Here is a 19,635-nt window from a genome sequence, read left to right on the forward strand (position 1 = left end):
CGGGTGCCGGTCGCTGATCACGACGGGGTTCACCGGGTGAGCGGAGGCGCTAGGCTCGGCGACCGGCACGGCTCCGCCTCGCCAGGCGGAGCGGGTGAGGGCGGGGTGATGACGGCGGCAGAACCGGTGATCTTCGGACGGGAACCCGAGCTCGGCGAGCTGCGCGAGCTGGTCGCGTCGCTGGTGAGCGGTGCGGGCGGTGCGGTGTGGCTGGAGGGCGAACCGGGGATCGGCAAGACCGCCCTGCTGGGGCAGGTCATCGCCGAAGCCGCGCGCAACGGGTGCGTCGTCCGCCACGCCACCGCCGACCGGCTCTCGGCGCAGTTCCCGCTGAGCCTGCTGCTGAACTGCCTCGGCATCGGCCCGGATGCCCACGAGGAGGAGCTGCGCGAGCTGCACGGCAGGCTCTCCGCAGCGGATCCGGCCGCGCCGGTGGTCGCCGACGAGCTCGCCGAGCTCGTGGTCACGTGGTGCGTCACCGCACCTGTGGTGCTGCTGGTCGACGACGTCCAGTGGGCGGACGAGGCGAGCCTGCTGGTGTGGCAGCGGCTCAGGGCCCTGACCGAGCAGCACCCGCTGCTGCTGGTCGCCGCGTCGGGACCGGCTCGCGGCCGCACCGAGGAACGCGGTGGGGGTGCGCGGCGGATCGTCCTGCCGCCGCTGGAGGACACGGCGATCGCGTCGTTGGCCGCTCACCTGGCATCGGCCGCCGCCCCCGGCCCGAGGCTGCGCCGGATGCTCGCCGGAGCTGCCGGGAACCCCCGCTACGCGCGGGAGATCGTGCGGTCGCTGAGCCGCGAACGGCTCCTCGAGGTCGGCAACGGGACGGCGGAGCTCACCGGCGAGGTCGCGGTGTCGCGCTCGCTGGCGGAGTCGGTCCTGGGCGGGCTCGGCTTCTTCGACGGCCAGATGATCGGTTTGCTGCGGATGGCCGCGATGCTCGGCCCCGCCTTCTCCGTGACCGAGCTGTCCACGGTCTCCGAACGGCCGGTGTCGGACCTCGTCGGACACGTCGAGGACGTGCTGAGCACCGGGGTGCTGGTCGAATCGGGGCTGCAGCTGAGCTTCCGGCACGAGCTCGTGCGCCAGTCCCTCTACGAGACGACCCCGACCGCGCTGCGCCTGGCGCTGCACGGCCAAGCGGCCCAGGTGCTGCGGGAATCCGGTGCGCCCGTCGAGCGGGTCGGCGAGCAGCTGCTGGCGTCGATCTCCACGGGTGACGCCGAACTGGACGAGTCGGGGGTGGACTGGCTGGTGCGCCACGGGCGAGAGCTGGCCCACCGGGTGCCCGCCTGCGCGGCGGAACTCCTCGGCGCGGCCCTCGTGCCGCTGCCCGCCGAGGACGAGCACCGGGAGGTCCTGCTCACCGCCCGCGCGCTCGCGCTGGTGCAGCTGGAGCAGTCCGAACAGGCCCACGATCTCAGCGAGCGCGCTCTCGACGAGGTCGCCGATCCGGTCCGTGCCGCGGAGCTCACCTGGTACCTGGTGTGGTCGCTGGCGGCGCGGCGGATGGCCGACGAAGCCGCGGCGGTCATCGAGAAGGCCGAGACCGCAGCCGGTTTCGAGCTCCGCTGGTTGGCCAGGATGCGCGCCAAGCTCGCGCAGGCGCACCTGATGCGCGGTGCCTCCGCCGAAGCGGAGGCGACCGTGGACCGCGCGCTGACCGAGGCGCACGCGTCCGAGGACGACTACGCGCTGGGGCTCGCGCTGCACGTCAGGGGTACCGCCCGGGCCCGCAACAGCGACCTCGCCGAGGCGCTGGTCTGCTACCAGCAGGCGGCGTCGGCGCTCGGCGACGACCTGGAGCACGCGGACCTGCGACTGCAGGTGCTCAGCAACCGGATGATGTTGCTGTTCGCCCTCGGGCACGCCGAGGAGGCGGGCAGCGCGCTGCACGAGATGCTGGAGATCGCCGAGCGCAGCGCCACGCCGTCCCGGCTCGCGGTGGTGCGGCTGTCGGCGGCGAACCACTACTTCACCGTCGGTCGATGGGACGACGCCGCCGCCGAGCTGCAGGCCGCGGGCGAGCTCACCGGCGAGATGACCTCGCACCAACTCCGCTGGCTGCACGGGATCTCGGCGATGCTCGCCGGGCACCGGGGCAACCGCGCGGCCTTCGAGCAGCTGCTGGCGGTCGCGGGGGAGCCGACACCGGATTCCCAGGAGAACTCCGGTTTCCTGATGGTGGCCTCGGTGCTGCGGGCCGAGATCGACGGCGAACCGCAGCGCGCGGTGGCCATGCTCACCGATGTGATGGACACCAGCGAGCGGTTCGGCAGCAGCTACGTGTGGCTGCCGATGCTGGTCCGGCTCGCCCGGGACATCGGCAACGAGGAGATCGCCACCCGCGCCACCAACACCTGCGTGGGCGGTGCGACGGTCGGCGCGGCGCCCAACATCCTCGCCGCCGCCCAGCACTGCCGGGGACTGCTCGAACGCGACCCGATCACGCTGCGCGCCGCCATCGAGCACTACGACAAGACCACCCAGCCGCCCAAGCTCGCACGGGCCGTGGAAGACCTCGCCGTGGTCCTCGCAGAGAACGGCGACAAACCCGCGGCGCGCAAGGCCTACGCGCAGGCCGTGGAGGTCTACGTCGGCCTGGGCGCGCACTGGGACCTGCAGCGATCCGCCGCCAGGATGAGTCCGCACGGAATCCGATCGCCGCGCGGGAAGCGCCCCCGCGCCACGACGGGATGGCCGGCGCTGACCAGGACCGAGCGGCAGGTCGCCCTGCTGGTCGGCGACGGCATGTCGAACCCGGAGATCGCGGCCGAGCTGTTCGCCTCGCGACGCACCATCGAGGTGCACGTCTCGCACGTGCTCGCCAAGCTCGGGGTGCGCTCCCGGGTCGAGGTCGCGGTGGAGGCCGCGGGGCAGCAAGCCCAGGCCTGAGATCTCCCGCAGCGCGGGCACGTGGCCGGGCGCGCAGTTGATCTCGCGTTCCGGAGCGGAGATGCTGGGCGCGATCGTTCGGGGCAGCACGCGCGCCGTCGCGACGAGCGCGGTCGGTGACGAGGAAGAGGGCAACGGTGGACGTCGAGGAGTACCTGCGGCACGACGGTCTCGGATTGGCCGAGCTGGTCGCGTCGGGCCAGGTGAGCGCGCGAGAACTGCTGGACACCGCGCGCAACAGGGCCCGAGCGGTCAACCCGGTCATCAACGCCGTCGTCGCCTGGCTCGACGAGCACGCCGATCTGCGCGCGTCCGGGGGGCTCTCGGGCCCCTTCGCCGGGGTCCCGTTCCTGCTCAAGGACCTGCACCAGAACCTCGCCGGAACCCCGAGTTCCGACGGCTGCCGCGCGTTCGCCGGCCGCACGGCGTCGGGAACCGACACCGTCGTGCGGCGGTGGCTGGACGCCGGGCTCGTCGTGTTCGGCAAGACCAACACGCCCGAGTTCGGTTCCAAGGGCATCACCGAACCGGCTCTGTTCGGGCCCGCCCGCAACCCCTGGGACCCGCAGCGCACCCCGGGCGGCTCGTCCGGTGGATCCGCCGCGGCGGTCGCGGCCGGGATCGTGCCGGTGGCGGCGGCCAGCGACGGCGGTGGCTCCATCCGCATCCCCGCCGCCTGCACCGGGCTCGTCGGCCTCAAGGCCGGGCGCGGGCTGGTGCCCGCCGGGCCGGTGGAGAGCGAGCCGCTCAACGGCCTGGCCACCAACGGCGTCATCTCCCGCACCGTGCGCGATTCCGCGGCGATGCTCGACGTGCTGGTGGGGCCCGAGCCGATGAGCCCGTTCGTGGCGGCGCTGCCCGACCGGCCGCTGGCCGATCAGCTCGACGACGCTCCGGGCACGCTGCGCATCGGCTACACCACCCGCTGCGCGCTGCGCGAGAAGCCGCACCCGGAGGCGGTTCGGGCGGTGGAGCGCTCGGCGGAGCTGCTCACCGAGCTCGGCCACGAGGTAGAGGAGGTCGAACCGCCGCACGACGACCGCCAGCTCGGCAAGGACTTCCTGCTGGTCTGGTTCGTCCACCAGGCGGTGGAAATCGCGCGCATCAAGCGCGAAACCGGCTGCGGTGATGACAGTTTCGAGCCCGACACGCTGATGATGGGCGCCCTGGGCGAGCTGACCGGTGCCACCGAGCTGTCGCAGGCGCAGGAACGGCGACGCGAGCACATCGCCGCGCTGGCCGGTTTCCACTCCCGCTACGACCTGCTGATGACGCCCTCCCTGGGCGAGCCGCCGATCGAGGTCGGATCGCTGGACACCCCGGCCGCGTTGCAGACGATGTCCAAGCTGCTGGTTCGCACCAGGACGACGCGCGTCCTGCGACTGCTCGGGCTGGTGGACCAGATCGTCGAGAAGAACCTCGCGTGGGTGCCCTACACCCAGCTGGCCAACATCACCGGACGCCCGGCCATCAGCCTGCCGCTGCACCGCACCGAAGCGGGACTCCCGCTCGGGGTGCAGTTCGTCGGCCCGCTGCAGAGCGAGGCGCTGCTCCTGCGCCTGGCCAGGCAGCTCGAGGTCGCGGCGCCCTGGCAGCACCCGACACCGCTCCGGGACCTCTCGTGAGGGAGCTGTTCGGCGGTTCTGGTCCGAATTGACCCGGCACAACGATCATGGGCAATTCGGACCAGAACCGCCTCTCGGATGTGCGCCCGCAGAACCCGCGGTGGTGCGAGCTGAGTCCCACACCTGAAGCGGCGGCTACCCCCGCATACGGAGTGTCTAGTCCGGCCAGTCGGGTTGGCGCTTCTCGAGGAAGGCCGCCATGCCCTCGCGGGCTGCTGGTAGCTGGGAGGCGGCGGCCATGACCTCCAGGGCGATGGCGTAGGCGTCCTGCTCCGGGCGGTCGAGCTGGGAGTAGAGGGTCTGCTTGCCGAGGGCTTTGCTCGTGCGGCTGCCGCGGGTGGCGCGGGCGAGCAGGTCGGCGACGACGTCGTCCAGGGCGTCGTCGGCGGCCACCCGGTTGACCAGGCCCCAGTCCAGAGCTGTGGCCGCGTCGATGACGTCGCCGGTGAGCGCCATCTCCATCAGGCGCTTGCGGCCGATGGAGCGCGCCACCGGCACCGCCGGGGTGTGGCAGAACCAGCCGCCCTTGCCGCCGGGCAGCGCGAACCCGGCGGACTCGGCGGCGACCGCCAGATCGCAGGCGCCGACCAGCTGGCACCCTGCCGCTGTCGCCAGGCCGTGCACCCGGGCCACCACGACCTGCGGGACGGACTGGATCGCGTTCATCAGCTCGGTGCACAGCCGGAGCAGGTCGCGAACGCCGGTGAGGTCGCGCGCGGCGACGTCGCCGAAGTCGTGACCGGCGGAGAACACGGGACCCGAGCCTGCGAGCACGATTCCGGTCGCATCGGACTCGCCCGCGTCGCGGAAGGCCGCCAGCAGTTCGGCGAGGTGGTCGTGGGACAGGGAGTTGCGACTGCGCGGCCGGTTCATCGTGATCGTGACGGTCGCGCCGTCGCGCCGGGTCAGGATGTGCGCGTGCTCGCCCATGCGGCGACCGTACCGCGACGAGGCGTCCGCGGTCGGGATCCGCGGCGGAGCAGGTCGACACCCCCGAGAGCCGACCTGCTCCTGTCCCGCGGGGGAGATTCAGTGCAGGTTCGCCACGGAGTCCTTGGTGAACGGGATCAGCTCGTGCTGGCGGTCCTCGAGCACCTTCGACCCCCACTGCGGGTCGGCCAGCAGCGCGCGGCCGATCGCGACCAGATCGAACTCGTCGCGCTCGAAGCGTTCCAGGAGGCGCTCGATGCTCTCGACGCCGGCGCCCGCGCCGGACAGCGATCCGGGTTCGAAGATCGCGTCCAGACCGACCGAGCCCACCGTGATGACGGGCTTGCCGGTGACCTTCTTCGCCCAGCCCGCGACGTTGAGCTCCGAACCCGACTCCGGGAACTCCGGTTCCCAGTAGCGGCGGCCGGACGCGTGGAACGCGTCGACACCGGCGTCGGCCAGCGGCGCGAGGATCGCGGACAGCCCGTCGGGCGTCTCGGCGAGCTTGGCGCCGTAGTTGTCGGCCTTCCACTGCGAGAACCGCAGCACGACGGGGAAGTCGGGAGCCACGCGCTCGCGGATCGCCTTGACGATGTCGACCGCGAACCGGGTGCGCTCGATCGGATCTCCGCCGAAGCGGTCGGTGCGCTTGTTGGTGCGCTCCCACAGGAACTGGTCGATCAGGTAGCCGTGGGCGCCGTGCAGCTCGACGCCGTCGAAGCCGATGCGCTCGGCGGCCCACGCGGCTTCGGCGAAGGCGTTGATCAGGTCGTCGATGTCCGAGAGGGTCAGCGGGGAACCGGCGCCCGGCGCACCGTCGATGCCGATGCCGGACGGGCCGACCACCGGTGCCTCCGGGAACGGGCCCGCACCGGCCGGGCGCTGGATGCCCACGTGCCACAGCTGCGGCATGATCTTGCCGCCCTCGGCGTGCACGGCCTCGACGACCCGCGACCAGCCGGCCAGCTGCTCCTCGCCGTGGAAGCGGGGGATGTCGGCGCTGAAGCCCGCCGAGGCGTGGTCGACGTAGGTCCCCTCGGTGATGATCAGTCCGGTACCCGCGGCCGCCCGGCGCGCGTAGTAGTCCGCCACGTCGGAGCCGGGGATGCCTCCCGGGGAGAACTGCCGGGTCATCGGTGCCATCACGATGCGGTTGGGCAGCTCGGCGGAACCGAGGGTGAAGGGGCGGGCCAGTGCCTGCGAAGCGCGACTGCTCACAGTGGTGCTCTCCTGTCGGTGCGTTCCAGGTCTGAAAGGCCCGGACTTGAAGTGTGCATGACAAAGGTACATATTCGATTCAGGAAACTGCAACTGTGACAGTCGCTATTCTGGTGGCGTTGCTAGACTGCGTGCCGACTTGTGGACGGGGGTGGAAGACGTGCTGGACATCCGGTTCTGCCGCGCACTTCAGGTGATGATGCGGCTGGCGATCGCGGCGGAGGAGGGCTCCGAGGTCCGCAGCTCCACCCAGTTCGCCGAAGAGCTGAGCACCAACCCGAGCCTCGTGCGCAAGCTCCTCGTCCCGCTGCACGCCGAAGGGCTCGTGATCTGCACGAAGGGGCGCGGCGGAGGTGCCAGGCTGGGCCGGTCCGCCGAGGAGATCACCCTCGCCGAGATCTACCGCTGCGCCGTCGGCGACAAGCCGCTGTGGGCGCGCTCGCCCGACGGCGAGCACATGTGCATGGTCGCCGCCCGCACCGGCGAGTTCTTCGCCAACCTCACCGAGGAAGCCGAGCGAGCAGTGCTGGCTTCCCTCGGAGATCGCACGCTCGCCGACAGCGTCCGCGAGATCCGCGCGTCGGACCCCGAACCGGCCCGAAGCTGACCCCGGAGCTGACGAGAGGGCGGGAGCTCCAGCCGGAGCTCCCGCCCTCTCGTGCGCCCGCTTCGGGTCAGACGCGGCCCGCGTAGTCCGGCGCCGGTTCGAGGCGATCGGACAGCGTCGAGGCGATGTCCTCCGGGAACGGGGTGGTGCGACCCTGCTCGGAATCCACGTGCAGGGCCACGAGTTCCGTGGTCGCCCGCAGGACGTCGTCGACCACCATCTCGTGGCAGAGGCGGAGCTTCTTGGCACCCACCTCGACGACCCTGGTGGTGATGAGCATCTCCGAGTCCGGCGGGACTTCGCGCAGGTACCGCACGTGGGCCTCGACCGTGTAGAGCGAGCAGCCGGTCCGCTTCAGGTAGTCGGCGTCCATGCCGACCTGGTCCATCAGGGCGTCGGTGGCGAAGCCGAACACCAGCACGTAGTAGCCCTCGCTGAGGTGGCCGTTGTAGTCGACCCACTCCGGCAGGACCTGCTGCCGCATCGTCATCGCGCCTCCCGGACCTCGCCGACCGCGCGCATCACCGCGATGACGGCCTTGTCCCGGTCGGCGACCAGGTCGGGGATGCTGCGGCCGTCGGCGGCCTCCTCGCACCCCTCGACCATGCGGTCGCGCAGTTCGGGGGTGAGCTCCGGCGCCTCCAGCCGCGTCCACGGCGACTTCAGCGACGGTCCGAAGTGGTCGAGCATGTGCGCCATCCCGCCCTCGCCGCCCGCGAGGTGGAAGGTCAGGCACGGTCCGAGCAGCGGCCAGCGCAATCCCGGGCCGTCGGTGATGGAGGCGTCGATCTGCTCCACGGTCGCCTCGCCGTTGTCCACCATGTGCAGGGCTTCGCGCCAGATGGCCTCCTGCAGGCGGTTGGCGATGAACCCGGGTACCTCGCGGTCCATCTTGATCACGCGCTTGCCCGCGACCTCGAAGAACTCCGCCGCGAAGTCCACCGCCCACTGCTCGGAGGACTCGCCGCCGACGACCTCCACCAGCGGGATCAGGTAGGGCGGGTTGAACGGGTGCCCGACCACCAGGCGGCCCGGGTTGGTGCACCGGGTCTGCATGTCGGTCATCGGGTAGCCGGAGGTCGACGAGGAGATCACCACGCCCGCAGGGGTCGCCGCGTCGATCTTGGCCAGCAGGTCCTGCTTGAGCGCCAGGTCCTCCGGTGCGCTCTCCTGCACGAACTCGGCTTCGGCGACGGCCTCCTCGAGCGTCCCGGCCACGGTGAGGTTGTCGCGGGAGGCGCCTTCGGCGAGACCGAGCTCGGTCAGCGCCGGCCACGCGGCGTCGACCAACCGCTGGAGCTTCTCGGCCGCGTCCGGCGCGGGGTCCCAGGCGGTGACCTGGTAGCCGCGGGCGAGGAAGTGCGCGGCCCAGCCGCCGCCGATCACGCCCGCGCCGATGCAGGCGACCCGCCGGACCTGCGATGCGCTGTTGTTGTCCACAGTGGATTCCCTTCGTGAGGTCAGGAGCGGGGCTTGAGGCCGAGCTTGGCGCGGGCCTCGTCCGGGGAGGCGATCTTGGCGCCCATGCCCTCGATGATCGTCACGGCCCGCTCCACGAGCTGCGCGTTGGTGGCCTTCACGCCGCGGCTGAGGTAGAGGTTGTCCTCCAGGCCGACGCGGACCTGCCCGCCCAGCAGCGCCGACTGCGCGACCCACGGGAGCTGGTTGCGGCCGATGGCGAAGCTCGCCCAGTTCGATCCCGCGGGGAGCATGTTCACCATCGACTGCAGGACGCCCGGGTCGACCGGCGCGCCGTAGGGAATCCCCATGCACAGCTGGAAGAGCGCGGGCGCGTCGATGAGCCCCTCTTCGATCATCTTGGTGGCGAACCACAGCTGACCGGTGTCGAAGATCTCCAGCTCCGGCTTCACGCCCAGCTCCTGGATGCGCTTGGCGCCCGCGCGCAGCATGTCCGGCGTGGAGATGTAGAGCTGGCTGCCGTCGCCGAAGTTCAGCGAGCCGCAGTCCAGCGTGCAGATGTCCGGCAGCAGCTCCTCGACGTGCGGCAGCCGCTCCAGGCCGTTGACCAGATCCGTGCCGTCGACCGGCTTGAGCGGGTCGTCCTGGTCGATGAACAGGTCTCCGCCCATGCCCGCGGTCAGGTTCAGCACCACGTCCACACCGGACTCGCGGATCCGCTGCACGGTCTCCCGGTAGACCGACACATCGCGGGTGCCCTGGCCGGTCTCGATGTCGCGCACGTGCACGTGGACCACGGCCGCGCCCGCGTTCGCCGCCTCCACGGCCGACTGCGCGATCTGCTCCGGGCTGACCGGCACGTGCGGGCTCTTGCCCGTGGTGTCGCCCGCGCCGGTGAGCGCAGCGGTGATGATGACCTCTTCGTTCATGTCTCTTCCCTTCGAGTCCTTGTGGTGCGGACGACTTCCCGTTCGACGAAGTCGTGCAGAACCCGGCGCATCAGCTCCACGGAGCGGCCGGGACGTTCGGTGATGACCTGGATGCCGAGGCCGTCGATGAGCGCGGTGAGGTGCATCGTCATCTCGTCGGCATCGGTGTCGGCGAAGACGCCCTGCTGCTGGCCCTGCCGGATGGTGCGCGCGATCGTGTCGTGCCAGCGGGAGTAGGAATCGCTGTGCAGCACGCGGAGTTCCGCGTTGAGCGCGCTCTCGTTCCAGACCTGCAGCCAGATCGACCACTCCATCCGGAGCGGGCCGGGAGACGGCAGCTGCAGTTCGACCAGGCGCAGCAAGCGCTCGTGGGCATCGTCGATGACGTGCAGTTCGGCGACCTGCCGGTCGAAGGCCTGCTTGACCGAGTGCCGCAGCGCTTCGGTGAGCAGGTCGTCGCGGCCGGGGAAGTGGTAGTGGATCGTGGCGGCCGAGGTTCCGCAGGCCTGCGCGACGTCGGCGACGCGCACCGAGTGGTACCCGCGCTCGGCGATCATGTGCCAGGCGGCGTCGAGGATCTGGTGGTAGCGGTCCGAGCGCTCCGGGCTGCGGGCGGCGGTCCGCTGCGGGGCGCTGGCGACGGTTTCGAGGTCGTCGGCGCCGTTGATCAGCCAGTTGACCGTCACGCCGCCGGCGTCGGCGATCCGGGTCAGCTCCTCGGGGGTGAACCGGCGGGTTCCGTTGAGCCCCTTGGACAACTTGGTGGAATCCAGGCCGATGCGCTCGGCGAGAACCCGCTGGCTCTCCGGGAATCGCCGGACGGCCGACCGGACCCGCTCGACCAACTCGTCGTCTGACACGACGCAGACCGTACCCACAGATTGCGCAAATCGCAATATCTGACTGTCAGCTCAGTCAATCCGCAACACACCAGGTCGCGGGTCATTTCACCGGTTCGCCACACGACCAGGCGCGGGGTGGCTTCGGGTGACGTCAGGGCGTGTTGCGGTAGCCCTCGACGGCCGCTCGGGCGGCTCGGGAGGACTTCCGGACCACCAGCTCCGGGTCGTAGCCGTGCTTGGTGAAGACCCCGTTGAGCCAGAACGTGCCGTAGCCGTGCGCCTGGGTGAACAGCTGCTCCATGAGTTCCAGGGCGTCGGCCGGTTCCGCGACCGCCATGGTGCGCAGCAAGAACTGGTCGGTGAGCCGGCGCGTCCGGTCGTGCAGCTCGGCGTAGCGCTCGCCCTGCAGCACTTCGGCGTTGATCAGGTCCATCCCGACCCGCTGCCGAATGAGGTAGCCGGTGTAGGTCCCGGCGGCGGCGGCGAGGCCTTCGGCGGGATCGGCGTGCTCGCCCGCGGCGCGCTCGACCTCGTCGGCCAGCTGGTGCGCGACCTCGGTCGCCACGGCCGCGAGCAAGCTCTCCCGGTCGGCGAAGTGCCGGTAGGGGGCGCCCGGGCTGACCTTGGCGCGGCGGGCCACCTCGGCGACGGAGAAGCCGTCGACGCCGCGCTCGGCGATCAGCTCCAGGGAGACGCGCACGAGCTCGGCGCGGAGGTCACCGTGGTGGTACTTGCCGGCCATGCGCTGGATCACATCTCCCGGTCGGAATAGGGAAGGGCCCTCTCACGTCTCAATGTAAGAAGGCTCTTACATCGAGAGCTCGTGCACAAGCTGTTCCATGGAGGGTTCATGAGCACGATCACGAACGCTATCGCCGTTCCGTCCCCGGGGGCAGCCCTGGAGCAGACGACGATCACGCGACGTGACCTGCGGCCGGACGACGTGCTGATCGACATCGCCTACGCCGGCATCTGCCACAGCGACATCCACCAGGCCCGCGAGGACTGGGGCACCGCGATCTTCCCGATGGTCCCGGGACACGAGATCGCGGGGACGGTCGCCGCGGTCGGTTCGGAGGTCACCCGCTACCAGGTGGGCGACCGCGTCGGCGTCGGCTGCATGGTCGACTCCTGCGGCGAGTGCGAGCACTGCCAGGCCGGGACCGAGCAGTTCTGCGTGAAGGGCAACGTCCAGACCTACAACGGCGTCGGCTTCGACGGTGAGAACACCTACGGCGGCTACAGCCGGCAGGTCGTGGTCAAGGACTCGTTCGTCTGCGGCATCCCGGAGGGCATCGGTCTCGACGTCGCCGCTCCGCTGCTGTGCGCCGGGATCACCACCTACTCGCCGCTGCGGCAGTGGGGTGCCGGCCCCGGCAAGAAGGTGGCCGTCGTCGGGCTCGGCGGTCTCGGCCACATGGCCGTGAAGCTGGCCGCTGCGATGGGCGCTGAGGTGACGGTGCTCAGCCAGAGCCTCAAGAAGCAGGAGGACGGTCTCCGGCTCGGTGCCCAGGACTACTACGCGACCAGCGACGAGTCGACCTTCGAGACCCTGGCCGGTCGGTTCGACCTGATCCTCAACACGGTGTCGGCCGAACTGCCCGTCGACTCCTACCTGGGTCTGCTGGGCGTCGGTGGCGCCATGGTCAACGTGGGCGCTCCGGGCACGCCGCTGTCCTACAGCGCGTTCTCGCTGATCGCGGGCAACAAGTCGCTGGCCGGATCGATGATCGGCGGCATCGCCGAAACCCAGGAGATGCTGGACTTCTGCGCCGAGCACGGCATCGGCGCGGAGATCGAGACCATCTCGGCCGACCAGGTCAACGCCGCCTACGAGCGCGTCACCGGAAGCGACGTGCGCTACCGCTTCGTCATCGACACCGCCACCATCGGCGCCTGACGACGTTCCGGTGAAGCCCCGGGGCGCCGAACGCGGGACGCGGCGCCCCGGGGCTTGCTCACGATCACTCCGGCCGGTAGACGTGCAGCGCGCCGTCGCGCGCGGCGAAGTCGAAAACGTTGCCCTTGAGCGAGACCTCGCCGTCCCTGGCCAGCGCCACCGGGGCCCCGAGGACCTCGACCCGAACCCGGTCGCGCTCCTCCTGGACGTAGGCGCGGTTGTGGAACAGCGCCCCGGTCAGCGCTCCGGCGACGAACCTGGTCCTGGAGAACGGCAGATCCGCCCGGATGTAGCGGACGTCGAGCACGCCGGTGTCCAGCCGCGGCCGCCACGTCGGCGCCAGTCCCTTGGGCTGATAACCGTTGCCCCCGGCGAAGAACAGCCAGATCTTGCGCTCGATCCCGTTGATGCGCACCGGGATCGGCTCCGCGCTGGCCAGCACCCGCACCAGCGCGGCCGCGCCGGCGGGCCACTTGCCCCACCGGTGCGTCCACTTCTCGCGCAGCCGCACCATGTCCGGGTAGCCGCCGAGGCTTGCGGTGTTGACGAACCACTGCTGCGGGAGGTCGTCGACGTGGACGGTGCCCAGGTCGACGTTCACAGCCGATCCCTCGCGCAGCGCCTCGACGGCCTCCTCGGTGCTCGGAACCCCGAGATCGCGCGCGAAGTGGTTCAGCGTCCCGCTGGGTACCACCAGCAGCGGCAACCCGCGCTCCACGGCCACGGCCGCTGCCGCCGCGACGCTCCCATCGCCGCCCGCGACGCCGAGGACCTTCACGTTCCCGCAGGTGTCGAGGTGGGCGTGCAGCTGCTCCTTGAGATCGGTCTCGGGCTCCGGGTGCACGAGCTCGGCACCGGGCAGCAACTCCGCGAGCTCGTCGGAGGGGTCCTGGCCCGGGTCCCCGGAGGACGGGTTGACCAGCAGGACCAGGCCATCGCCCCCTTCCAGCGCGACGGTGCGCTCGCTGGTCCGGGCGAGACTGGGTGTGGAGGGCCGGACCGGCCACCAGCGGCTGGTCGCCGCCGCGACGGCGGTGCCGATCGCCCCACCGAAGAGCACGTCGGTCGGCCAGTGGACCCCGGTGTGCACCCGGGAGTAGGCGACGGCCCCGGCCAGCGGCAGCAGCGCCACGCCCAGTTCAGGAGCTTCCATCCAGACCGCCGTGGTGAACGCGGCGGCCGAGGCCGCGTGGCCCGACGGGAACGACGAGGAGGACGGCGGCGTGCTGAGCCTGCGGTGGGCGGGCAGCAGGTTGGCGGCCGGGCGACGGCGGGGGAGCAGCGGTTTGCCGATCCCGTTGGTCACCGCGCTGGCGAACGCGATGGCGCTGGCTCCGCGCAGCGCCGCGCGCCGCCACCGACCCCGTTTGGTCGCCAGCACCGCTGCCACGCCCAGCCACAGCTTGCTGTGGTCGGCGAGGTGGGTGATCCCGCGCAGCGCGGGGTCGGCGGTGCTGCGCGGCCACGAAGCCGACCGCAGCACGAAATCGTGGTCCGCTGCGTTGAACTGCTGGACCGTCCTGCGCACCCTGCTGAACACGCCGCGACCCTAGTCCTCGGTCGCGCTGCCTACCGCTCGCGGGTGTCCCGGAAGATGACCCAGCGCATGACGCTGTACATGTAGACCGCCTCGCAGAGGCCCGCCACGATCCGCGACACGTGGTACTGCACGCCCAGCGCCGCCAGTCCGCTGCCGAGGCCGAGGATGAAGGCCGCGTAGTTCACCAGGATCGCCACCGCGTAGAGACCGGCCTGCGGGCCGACTGGGGCGTGCGACCGGAAGTTCAGCGCCCGGTTGAGCACGAAGCTCAGCGCGAAGGCGATCAGGTAGGCGATGGTGAAGGCGACCGGGACCGGCCAGTGCAGTGCGCTCCGGAACAGGGTCAGCAGCAGCAGGTCGAAGGCGAACGTCGAGCCGTTGATCAGCGCGAATCCGAGGAAGCTCGGCGCCACGAGGCGGGAGAGCCCGAAGGGCAGTCTTCGGGTCACGGCTTCCATCGCGGCGTGGAACCGCTCACCGCGGTCAGGTGGGGACTGCTGTGCGATCGGCTCGGCCTGCTGCCCGGCGGTCATGGGACCAACGATGGCATGACCGGATGAACGCGACCCGTCGAGGGTGCGCACACGAGGTAATGACTGCTATCGCTTCAGTGAATAGCGAAATCAAATCGAAAATCGATGAATTCGCGGCGAATCCGAGACGATCCACAATGGAAAGCGAATGGAATTCGCTGGATTTCGGCTGCGCGACGACCCCGCCGTGAAGATCGACATCGGATGACGCATACTAGATTCGAAGGCAGCGCGTGCTCTCCTGCCCAAAATCGCTTTTTTACCTACTTTTCGCTGGTGAGAACTGTGTCCAAGCACGCCCAGCCCCGCCCGGAGTCCGGACTCACCCGGATCGCCGAAGGTGGGCGCACCTGTCCGCTTCCGTCCGACATGATCGCCCTGCACGGTCCGTGGGGCACCCGCCGCGCCAAGCGGCGATTGGTCTCGACCGGCGTCGTCACCGCCGACGTCGGCGCCCGGGCCTGATCACCCGTTCTCGTCACCTGCTGGTGGCGGAACGCTTCCGCGGTCGCACCGTTCGGTGGAGGTGCCCCACGGGTCCCGGCCGTGACCTGGCGAAGGTAGAAAGGACGCCGTCGGTGTCCCCGAACTTCGCAGGAGGCGGACCATTCGCATCGAGCGGCCTGTCACGAAAGCCGCCCTGGTGGTCAACGTGCACTCGCGCACCGGAGGCAAGGCCTACGCCTACGCCCTCGACCGGTTGCGCGAGCTCGGCGTCCCCCTGGGTGCCACCTACCCGCTGCAGGACCCGTCACGGCTCGTCGAAACCGTCGACTCGGCGGCCAGGAGCGGCCACGACCTGATCATCGTCGGCGGTGGGGACGGCAGCGTCAGCTCCGTGGTCGACTGCCTCGCGCACCGCGACGTCCCGCTCGCGCTGCTCCCGCTGGGCACGGCGAACGACTTCGCCCGCACCATGCACATCCCCGACGACCTCGACGGTGCCTGCCGGACGATCCTCGACAGCCACATCGTCGACGTCGACCTGGGGCTGTGCGGTGACAACTACTACGTCAACCGCGCCTCCGTCGGCATCGGCGCCGAAGTCGCGCAGGCGATGTCGCCGCGGTTGAAGCGCTTCGTCGGCCCGCTCGCCTATCCCGTGGCCACCGCGAAGGCGTTCCTCAAGCACCGGCCGTTCGCCGCCAGGCTGAGCTTCCCGGACGGGGACTACGAGGACCGGGAGTTCGACCGGCTCCTGCAGGTCTCGATCGCCAACGGCCGCTACTTCGGTGGTGGTCAGCTGGCCGCCAGCGATTCCGGCATCGACGACAACGCACTGGACGTCACCGTCATCCGGCAGGGCAGCATCGGCCAGCTCGCAGGGGTCGTGCGCGGGCTCAAGACCGGGGAGCCCAGCGACCAGGTCGAGCACTTCAGGACCCGCGCGCTGCGGATCGACACCGACGAGGTGCTGCCGATCAACATCGACGGCGAGGTCGTCGCGAGCACACCGGAGTCCTTCGAAGTCGCGCGCAACGCGCTGCACGTCGTCACCCCGCGCACGTGGACCGACGGCGAGGCGCCGGAGGATCAGGAGTAGGGCGACGGGGTCGGCAGGTCGCCGAGCAGGGTGTACCGGCCGACCTCGACGCGCTTGTAGGCGACCGGGTCGTGCAGGCTGTGGGTGCGCAGGTTGCGCCAGTAGAGGTCCATGCCCACGGAGTTCGCGGTGGCGCGGGCGCCGGTGAGCTCGAAGACCTTGTTGGCGACTTCCAGTCCCACGTCGATCGCGCGCTGCTTGGCGGCCGAGACGAGAACCGCTGCGCGGCCGCGCTGTTCGCGCGTCACCGCGTCGCGGCTGCCGTGCAGCAGCTGCGCCAGGTTCGCTCCTGCGGCGTCGGTGAGCGTTTCGGCCGCCCACAGCTTGGACTGCAGATCGCCGTAGCCCTCCACGACGTAGAACTCCTCGGTGCCCGAGTTCTTCCCCTCGCCGCCGTAAGGCCAGGCGCGGGTGTGCCCTCGCGTGTAGTTGGCACCGGCGCGGAGCGCGGCCTGGGCGATGCCGAGGTAGAGGTTGGCGAACACCAGGTGCAGGGCGGGCACGTGCAGGGTGCTGAAAGCCGAAGTGCGGAACTGCTTGTCGACGTACCCGGCCGCCGCGGACCAGGGAACGCGAACGTCGGTGATCTCCACGCTGCCGGAGGCGGTGAGCCGCTGGCCCAGGTTGTTCCAGTCCCCGCCGAAGGTGATTCCGCTCTGCCGGGTGGGAACGACCGCGAACACGCTGCGTCCGCCGGGTTCCAGCGTTCCTTCCAGGATCAGGAGGTCGGAGACCTTGCTGCCCGTGGAGAAGAACTTCTTCCCGTTGTAGAGCAGGGTTTCGCCCTCGTCGGTGACGATGAGGTCGTTGTCGCGGGGGTTGACCACGCCGCCGAAGAAGTGCCCCTCGGTGGTGTAGAGCTCGTCGACCTCGGCGATCTGCTCCGGCGTGCCCACCAGCCGCATCGCCCACGCCCACACGTAGTGGTGCCCGAGCAGCTGTCCGATCGACCCGTCTCCGGCGGAGACTTCGCGCACCACGCGGCAGGCGGTCGTCCAGTGCTGTTCCGCGCCACCGTGCTCGGCCGGTCCTAACAGCGTGACGAGACCGGAATCCTTGAGCAGCTGGACCTCTCGCGTCGGGTCCGCTCCGGCCCGGTCCCGTTCGACGGCGTCGGCGGCGAGGACCTTGGCCACGTCGCGCGATCGCGCGATCCACTCTTCAGCGGAGGACGGCTTGGGCTGATCGGCCCAACGCGTGATCTCGTTGCTGCTCAAGGTCATTCCCTCCGAGGAGACGAGAACCCCGGCGCCATCACCGACGCCGGCGAAGCGAAAACGCCACGACGTCACGCACGATAACGCCCCACGCACCGCCGGTGGCCAACACCCGGCCAAGTCCGCGGTCGGTAGCGGGTGGCGGGGTGGGGGAGAGCTGGGAGATCTCCTCGCGCAGGTCCGCGGTCATACGGTCGCCTGCTCCCGCCCGACCTGCTCCCGCCTTGTCGGCAGGGCCCAAGTCGCTGCCGGACGTGCCTTCTGTTCGCTCCTGTGCCGAGTCGTGGCTGATGCCACGAACCAACTGGACCGCATCCTCGCCGATCTTCCCGCTGATGTCGTGAACAAGATTAGGCCCGAGTTGGTCGCCGAGCTTGACGCGGTGACGGCGCTCTCTGTCGCTCTGGACCGCTACTCGACCCCCACAGGGCCCTCTTTCAGAAAATGCCCGCAACGATTGGCGTGACGACCGCAGCCACGAGCATCACGCCGGTAATTAGCAGAGCAACGAGCGTGGTCCGACTCTTCCTGCCGAAGAAGAAGGCCACGAGTGCCAAGGCCAAACCCCAAAAGACGACCCAAACGCCCAAACCGATCATGAAGAATGGCGTTGCTACATCGGAGAGGCCGCCGCGACCTTGTACGGAGACGGCGAGTAGGTAGAACCAGCCCCACGCGCCAACGAGCCCCGCCGCAGCCGCGAGCGTGCCGCCGATCGTCTTACCCGCCCGTCCGAACCGGCTTCCCGTTCGCTGCGAGGTCACCTATTCGCGTCCTTTTCAACCATGATTTCTGCCATTGCATTGCGTGAGACTGGCTTGTCCCAGTGCCCGCCGTGATCCGTGGTCGGGTCGGTCGGCATTGTTCGGCCGCCGAATGCCGGGTCACTCGGGTTCACGCCGAACCAATGGTCATCACGCCCGTTGTTGTAGTCCAGGGGATTAATGGACGTTGCGGAATGGATTTCCTCGTCACGTGAGGTTCCACCCCAGACATGGTCGCTCGGTACATCGAGTTGACTCGCGTGGTCGACGCCAACTCCCGGACTTCCCAAGAAAACCAGCTCATCGGAGTGTGTGCCTCCGTTGGTTGCGGTTTCACCGACCACGGTTGAACCGTAGCTATGACCCATGAGCGTGTTGTGCGAGGGCGCTTCGCCCTGATGTGTTGCCCGAAGCCCTTCTTGGAACTTGGACAGGTCTTCATGGAGACGAGAACCCCGGCGTCACCACCGACGCCGGCGAAGCGAAAACGCCACGACGTCACGCACGATAACGCCCCACGCACCGCCCGTGGCCAACACCCGGCGAAACCCTCGGAATCGACGTTGTGGGGAAGGGGTTGCCACGCGCGGGCCGGAGTCGAATTTCCAGTGAACGCGAGTCGGTACGCCGGCGAGGTCGCGTCCGGTGGCTCTCGACGTTGTTCTCCAGCGGCGGTGTGCGGAGGTCAGGGCAGGGCGGGGGTCCGCGTTTCGGTGCGGTCGGTCGCGGGTGGTGGTGTGGGGGAAAGCTGGGAGATCTCCTCGCGCAGGTCCGCGGTCATGTCGATCTCCAGCGCGTCCAGGGAGTCGGCGAGCTGGTCGAGGTCTCGGCCGCCGATGATGGGGGCGGTGACCCCGGGGGCCGACATCGCCCAGGCGACCGCGAGGGTCGCGGGCTTGACTCCCTGCTGCCGCGAGAACTCGGTGAACTTCTCGGCGGTGACGTAGTCGGACTCCTGGCCGTAGCGCCGGGCGTAGCGCTCGTTGTCGACGAGGCGCCCGGTCTCGGGGCGCCGTCCGGTTCCGTACTTCCCGGTGAGCAGGCCGCCTCCGAGCGGGCTGTAGGTGATGGCGCCGAGCTTCTCGGACTCGGCCATCGGCAGGATCTCGACCTCGGCCTGGCGCCGGACCAGGTTGTACATCGGCTGGATCAGCTCGAAGCGCGCCAGCCGGTCCCTCGCCGAGATCCCCAGCGCCTTGGCGATCTGCCAGGCCGCCCAGTTGCTCACCGCCGGGTAGCGGATCTTGCCCTGGCGCTGCAGGTCGTCGAGCACGCGCAGGGTTTCCTCGATCGGCGTGAGCTCGTCGAAGGAGTGCACGAAGTAGAAGTCGATCCACTCGGTACCCAGCCGCCGGAGGCTGGCCTCCACGGCGCGCGTCAGGTGCCTGCGGGACGCGCCTTGGGCGTTGACGTCGTCTCCGGTGGGGAAGAAGGCCTTCGAGGTGAGCACGACCTCGTCGCGGCAGTCGGCGATGAGCCTGCCGAGGATCTCCTCGGAACGTCCGCCCGCGTAGACGTCGGCGGTGTCGAAGAAGTTCAGGCCGAGTTCGCGCGCTCGCTGGAACATCTCGGCCGACGTCTGCTCGTCGGCTTCCGCGCCGAACGACATCGTGCCCAGGCACATCGGCGACACGCGCACTCCGGTCGCCCCGACGGTCCGGTACTCCATGACG

At 70.0% G+C, this 19,635-nt stretch carries 19 protein-coding genes; 6 read left to right on the plus strand and 13 right to left on the minus strand.

The features are described from left to right. Positions 1-36 precede the first annotated feature (36 nt). A complete protein-coding gene (locus tag FHU35_RS10155) occupies positions 37-2,895 on the plus strand; it encodes an ATP-binding protein (protein ID WP_145738256.1) in 2,859 nt (952 codons plus the stop codon). Positions 2,896-3,011: 116 nt separating this feature from the next. Continuing rightward, positions 3,012-4,520, plus strand: a complete 1,509-nt coding sequence (locus tag FHU35_RS10160; RefSeq protein ID WP_246110216.1) for an amidase — start codon at positions 3,012-3,014, stop codon at positions 4,518-4,520. A 156-nt stretch (positions 4,521-4,676) separates the two neighbouring features. On the opposite strand, the gene FHU35_RS10165 is transcribed toward FHU35_RS10160, so the two are convergent. Then, positions 4,677-5,450: an enoyl-CoA hydratase-related protein gene (locus FHU35_RS10165; RefSeq protein WP_145738257.1), complete on the minus strand. Its 774-nt coding sequence runs from the start codon at positions 5,448-5,450 to the stop codon at positions 4,677-4,679. 99 nt (positions 5,451-5,549) lie between these two features. After that, positions 5,550-6,668 (minus strand): NADH:flavin oxidoreductase, encoded by a 1,119-nt coding sequence (locus FHU35_RS10170; protein ID WP_145738258.1) that lies wholly within the window; start codon positions 6,666-6,668, stop codon positions 5,550-5,552. 160 nt (positions 6,669-6,828) lie between these two features. Between FHU35_RS10170 and FHU35_RS10175 the strand changes: the two genes are divergently transcribed. Continuing rightward, positions 6,829-7,275 (plus strand): Rrf2 family transcriptional regulator, encoded by a 447-nt coding sequence (locus FHU35_RS10175; protein WP_145738259.1) that lies wholly within the window; start codon positions 6,829-6,831, stop codon positions 7,273-7,275. A gap of 67 nt (positions 7,276-7,342) precedes the next feature. On the opposite strand, the gene FHU35_RS10180 is transcribed toward FHU35_RS10175, so the two are convergent. The 5 genes from FHU35_RS10180 to FHU35_RS10200 form a co-directional block, all read right to left on the minus strand. Then, positions 7,343-7,765, minus strand: a complete 423-nt coding sequence (locus tag FHU35_RS10180) for a thioesterase family protein (RefSeq protein ID WP_145738260.1) — start codon at positions 7,763-7,765, stop codon at positions 7,343-7,345. Then, entirely contained in the window at positions 7,762-8,715 is a 954-nt protein-coding gene (locus tag FHU35_RS10185; protein WP_145738261.1) for a 3-hydroxyacyl-CoA dehydrogenase NAD-binding domain-containing protein, read from the minus strand. Before FHU35_RS10185 ends, FHU35_RS10180 begins: the two co-directional genes overlap by 4 nt. 20 nt (positions 8,716-8,735) lie before the next feature. Continuing rightward, positions 8,736-9,623 carry a beta-keto acid cleavage family enzyme gene (locus FHU35_RS10190; protein ID WP_145738262.1) on the minus strand — a complete coding sequence of 296 codons (888 nt, stop codon included), beginning with the start codon at positions 9,621-9,623 and terminating at the stop codon, positions 8,736-8,738. Continuing rightward, positions 9,620-10,483: a TetR/AcrR family transcriptional regulator gene (locus FHU35_RS10195; protein ID WP_145738263.1), complete on the minus strand. Its 864-nt coding sequence runs from the start codon at positions 10,481-10,483 to the stop codon at positions 9,620-9,622. Before FHU35_RS10195 ends, FHU35_RS10190 begins: the two co-directional genes overlap by 4 nt. A gap of 133 nt (positions 10,484-10,616) precedes the next feature. Beyond that, positions 10,617-11,207, minus strand: a complete 591-nt coding sequence (locus tag FHU35_RS10200) for a TetR/AcrR family transcriptional regulator (RefSeq protein WP_246110217.1) — start codon at positions 11,205-11,207, stop codon at positions 10,617-10,619. Between the two features lie 108 nt (positions 11,208-11,315). Between FHU35_RS10200 and FHU35_RS10205 the strand changes: the two genes are divergently transcribed. After that, on the plus strand, positions 11,316-12,365 hold the full coding sequence (locus FHU35_RS10205; protein ID WP_145738265.1) for an NAD(P)-dependent alcohol dehydrogenase: 1,050 nt from the start codon (positions 11,316-11,318) through the stop codon (positions 12,363-12,365). Positions 12,366-12,429: 64 nt separating this feature from the next. Here FHU35_RS10205 and FHU35_RS10210 read toward each other — a convergent pair whose 3' ends face one another. Both FHU35_RS10210 and FHU35_RS10215 read right to left on the minus strand, forming a co-directional pair. Next, positions 12,430-13,905 carry a bifunctional phosphatase PAP2/diacylglycerol kinase family protein gene (locus tag FHU35_RS10210; RefSeq protein WP_145738266.1) on the minus strand — a complete coding sequence of 492 codons (1,476 nt, stop codon included), beginning with the start codon at positions 13,903-13,905 and terminating at the stop codon, positions 12,430-12,432. 29 nt (positions 13,906-13,934) lie between these two features. Beyond that, positions 13,935-14,363 carry a GtrA family protein gene (locus FHU35_RS10215; protein ID WP_145739856.1) on the minus strand — a complete coding sequence of 143 codons (429 nt, stop codon included), beginning with the start codon at positions 14,361-14,363 and terminating at the stop codon, positions 13,935-13,937. A gap of 351 nt (positions 14,364-14,714) precedes the next feature. Between FHU35_RS10215 and FHU35_RS10220 the strand changes: the two genes are divergently transcribed. Both FHU35_RS10220 and FHU35_RS10225 read left to right on the plus strand, forming a co-directional pair. Next, entirely contained in the window at positions 14,715-14,903 is a 189-nt protein-coding gene (locus FHU35_RS10220; RefSeq protein WP_145738267.1) for a hypothetical protein, read from the plus strand. A 178-nt stretch (positions 14,904-15,081) separates the two neighbouring features. Further along, positions 15,082-15,981 carry a diacylglycerol/lipid kinase family protein gene (locus FHU35_RS10225; RefSeq protein ID WP_281290230.1) on the plus strand — a complete coding sequence of 300 codons (900 nt, stop codon included), beginning with the start codon at positions 15,082-15,084 and terminating at the stop codon, positions 15,979-15,981. Here FHU35_RS10225 and FHU35_RS10230 read toward each other — a convergent pair. The 4 genes from FHU35_RS10230 to FHU35_RS10245 all read right to left on the minus strand — a co-directional run bounded on the left by FHU35_RS10230 (position 15,972) and on the right by FHU35_RS10245 (position 19,631). After that, a complete protein-coding gene (locus FHU35_RS10230) occupies positions 15,972-17,204 on the minus strand; it encodes an acyl-CoA dehydrogenase family protein (RefSeq protein ID WP_145738269.1) in 1,233 nt (410 codons plus the stop codon). The two genes, FHU35_RS10225 and FHU35_RS10230, sit on opposite strands and share 10 nt — an antisense overlap. A 431-nt stretch (positions 17,205-17,635) precedes the next feature. Beyond that, positions 17,636-17,962: a hypothetical protein gene (locus FHU35_RS10235; protein WP_145738270.1), complete on the minus strand. Its 327-nt coding sequence runs from the start codon at positions 17,960-17,962 to the stop codon at positions 17,636-17,638. Further along, the gene (locus FHU35_RS30155; protein WP_145738271.1) at positions 17,959-18,396 is read right to left on the minus strand and encodes an alpha/beta hydrolase; all 438 of its coding nucleotides are present in this window, start codon (positions 18,394-18,396) and stop codon (positions 17,959-17,961) included. The genes FHU35_RS10235 and FHU35_RS30155 overlap by 4 nt, the downstream gene beginning before the upstream one ends. Before the next feature lie 251 nt (positions 18,397-18,647). After that, positions 18,648-19,631, minus strand: coding sequence for an aldo/keto reductase (locus tag FHU35_RS10245; protein WP_145738272.1), 984 nt, complete (start codon positions 19,629-19,631; stop codon positions 18,648-18,650). Positions 19,632-19,635 lie beyond the last annotated feature (4 nt).

It is taken from the genome of Saccharopolyspora dendranthemae, assembly GCF_007829955.1.
Classification (GTDB): Bacteria; Actinomycetota; Actinomycetes; order Mycobacteriales; family Pseudonocardiaceae; genus Saccharopolyspora; species Saccharopolyspora dendranthemae.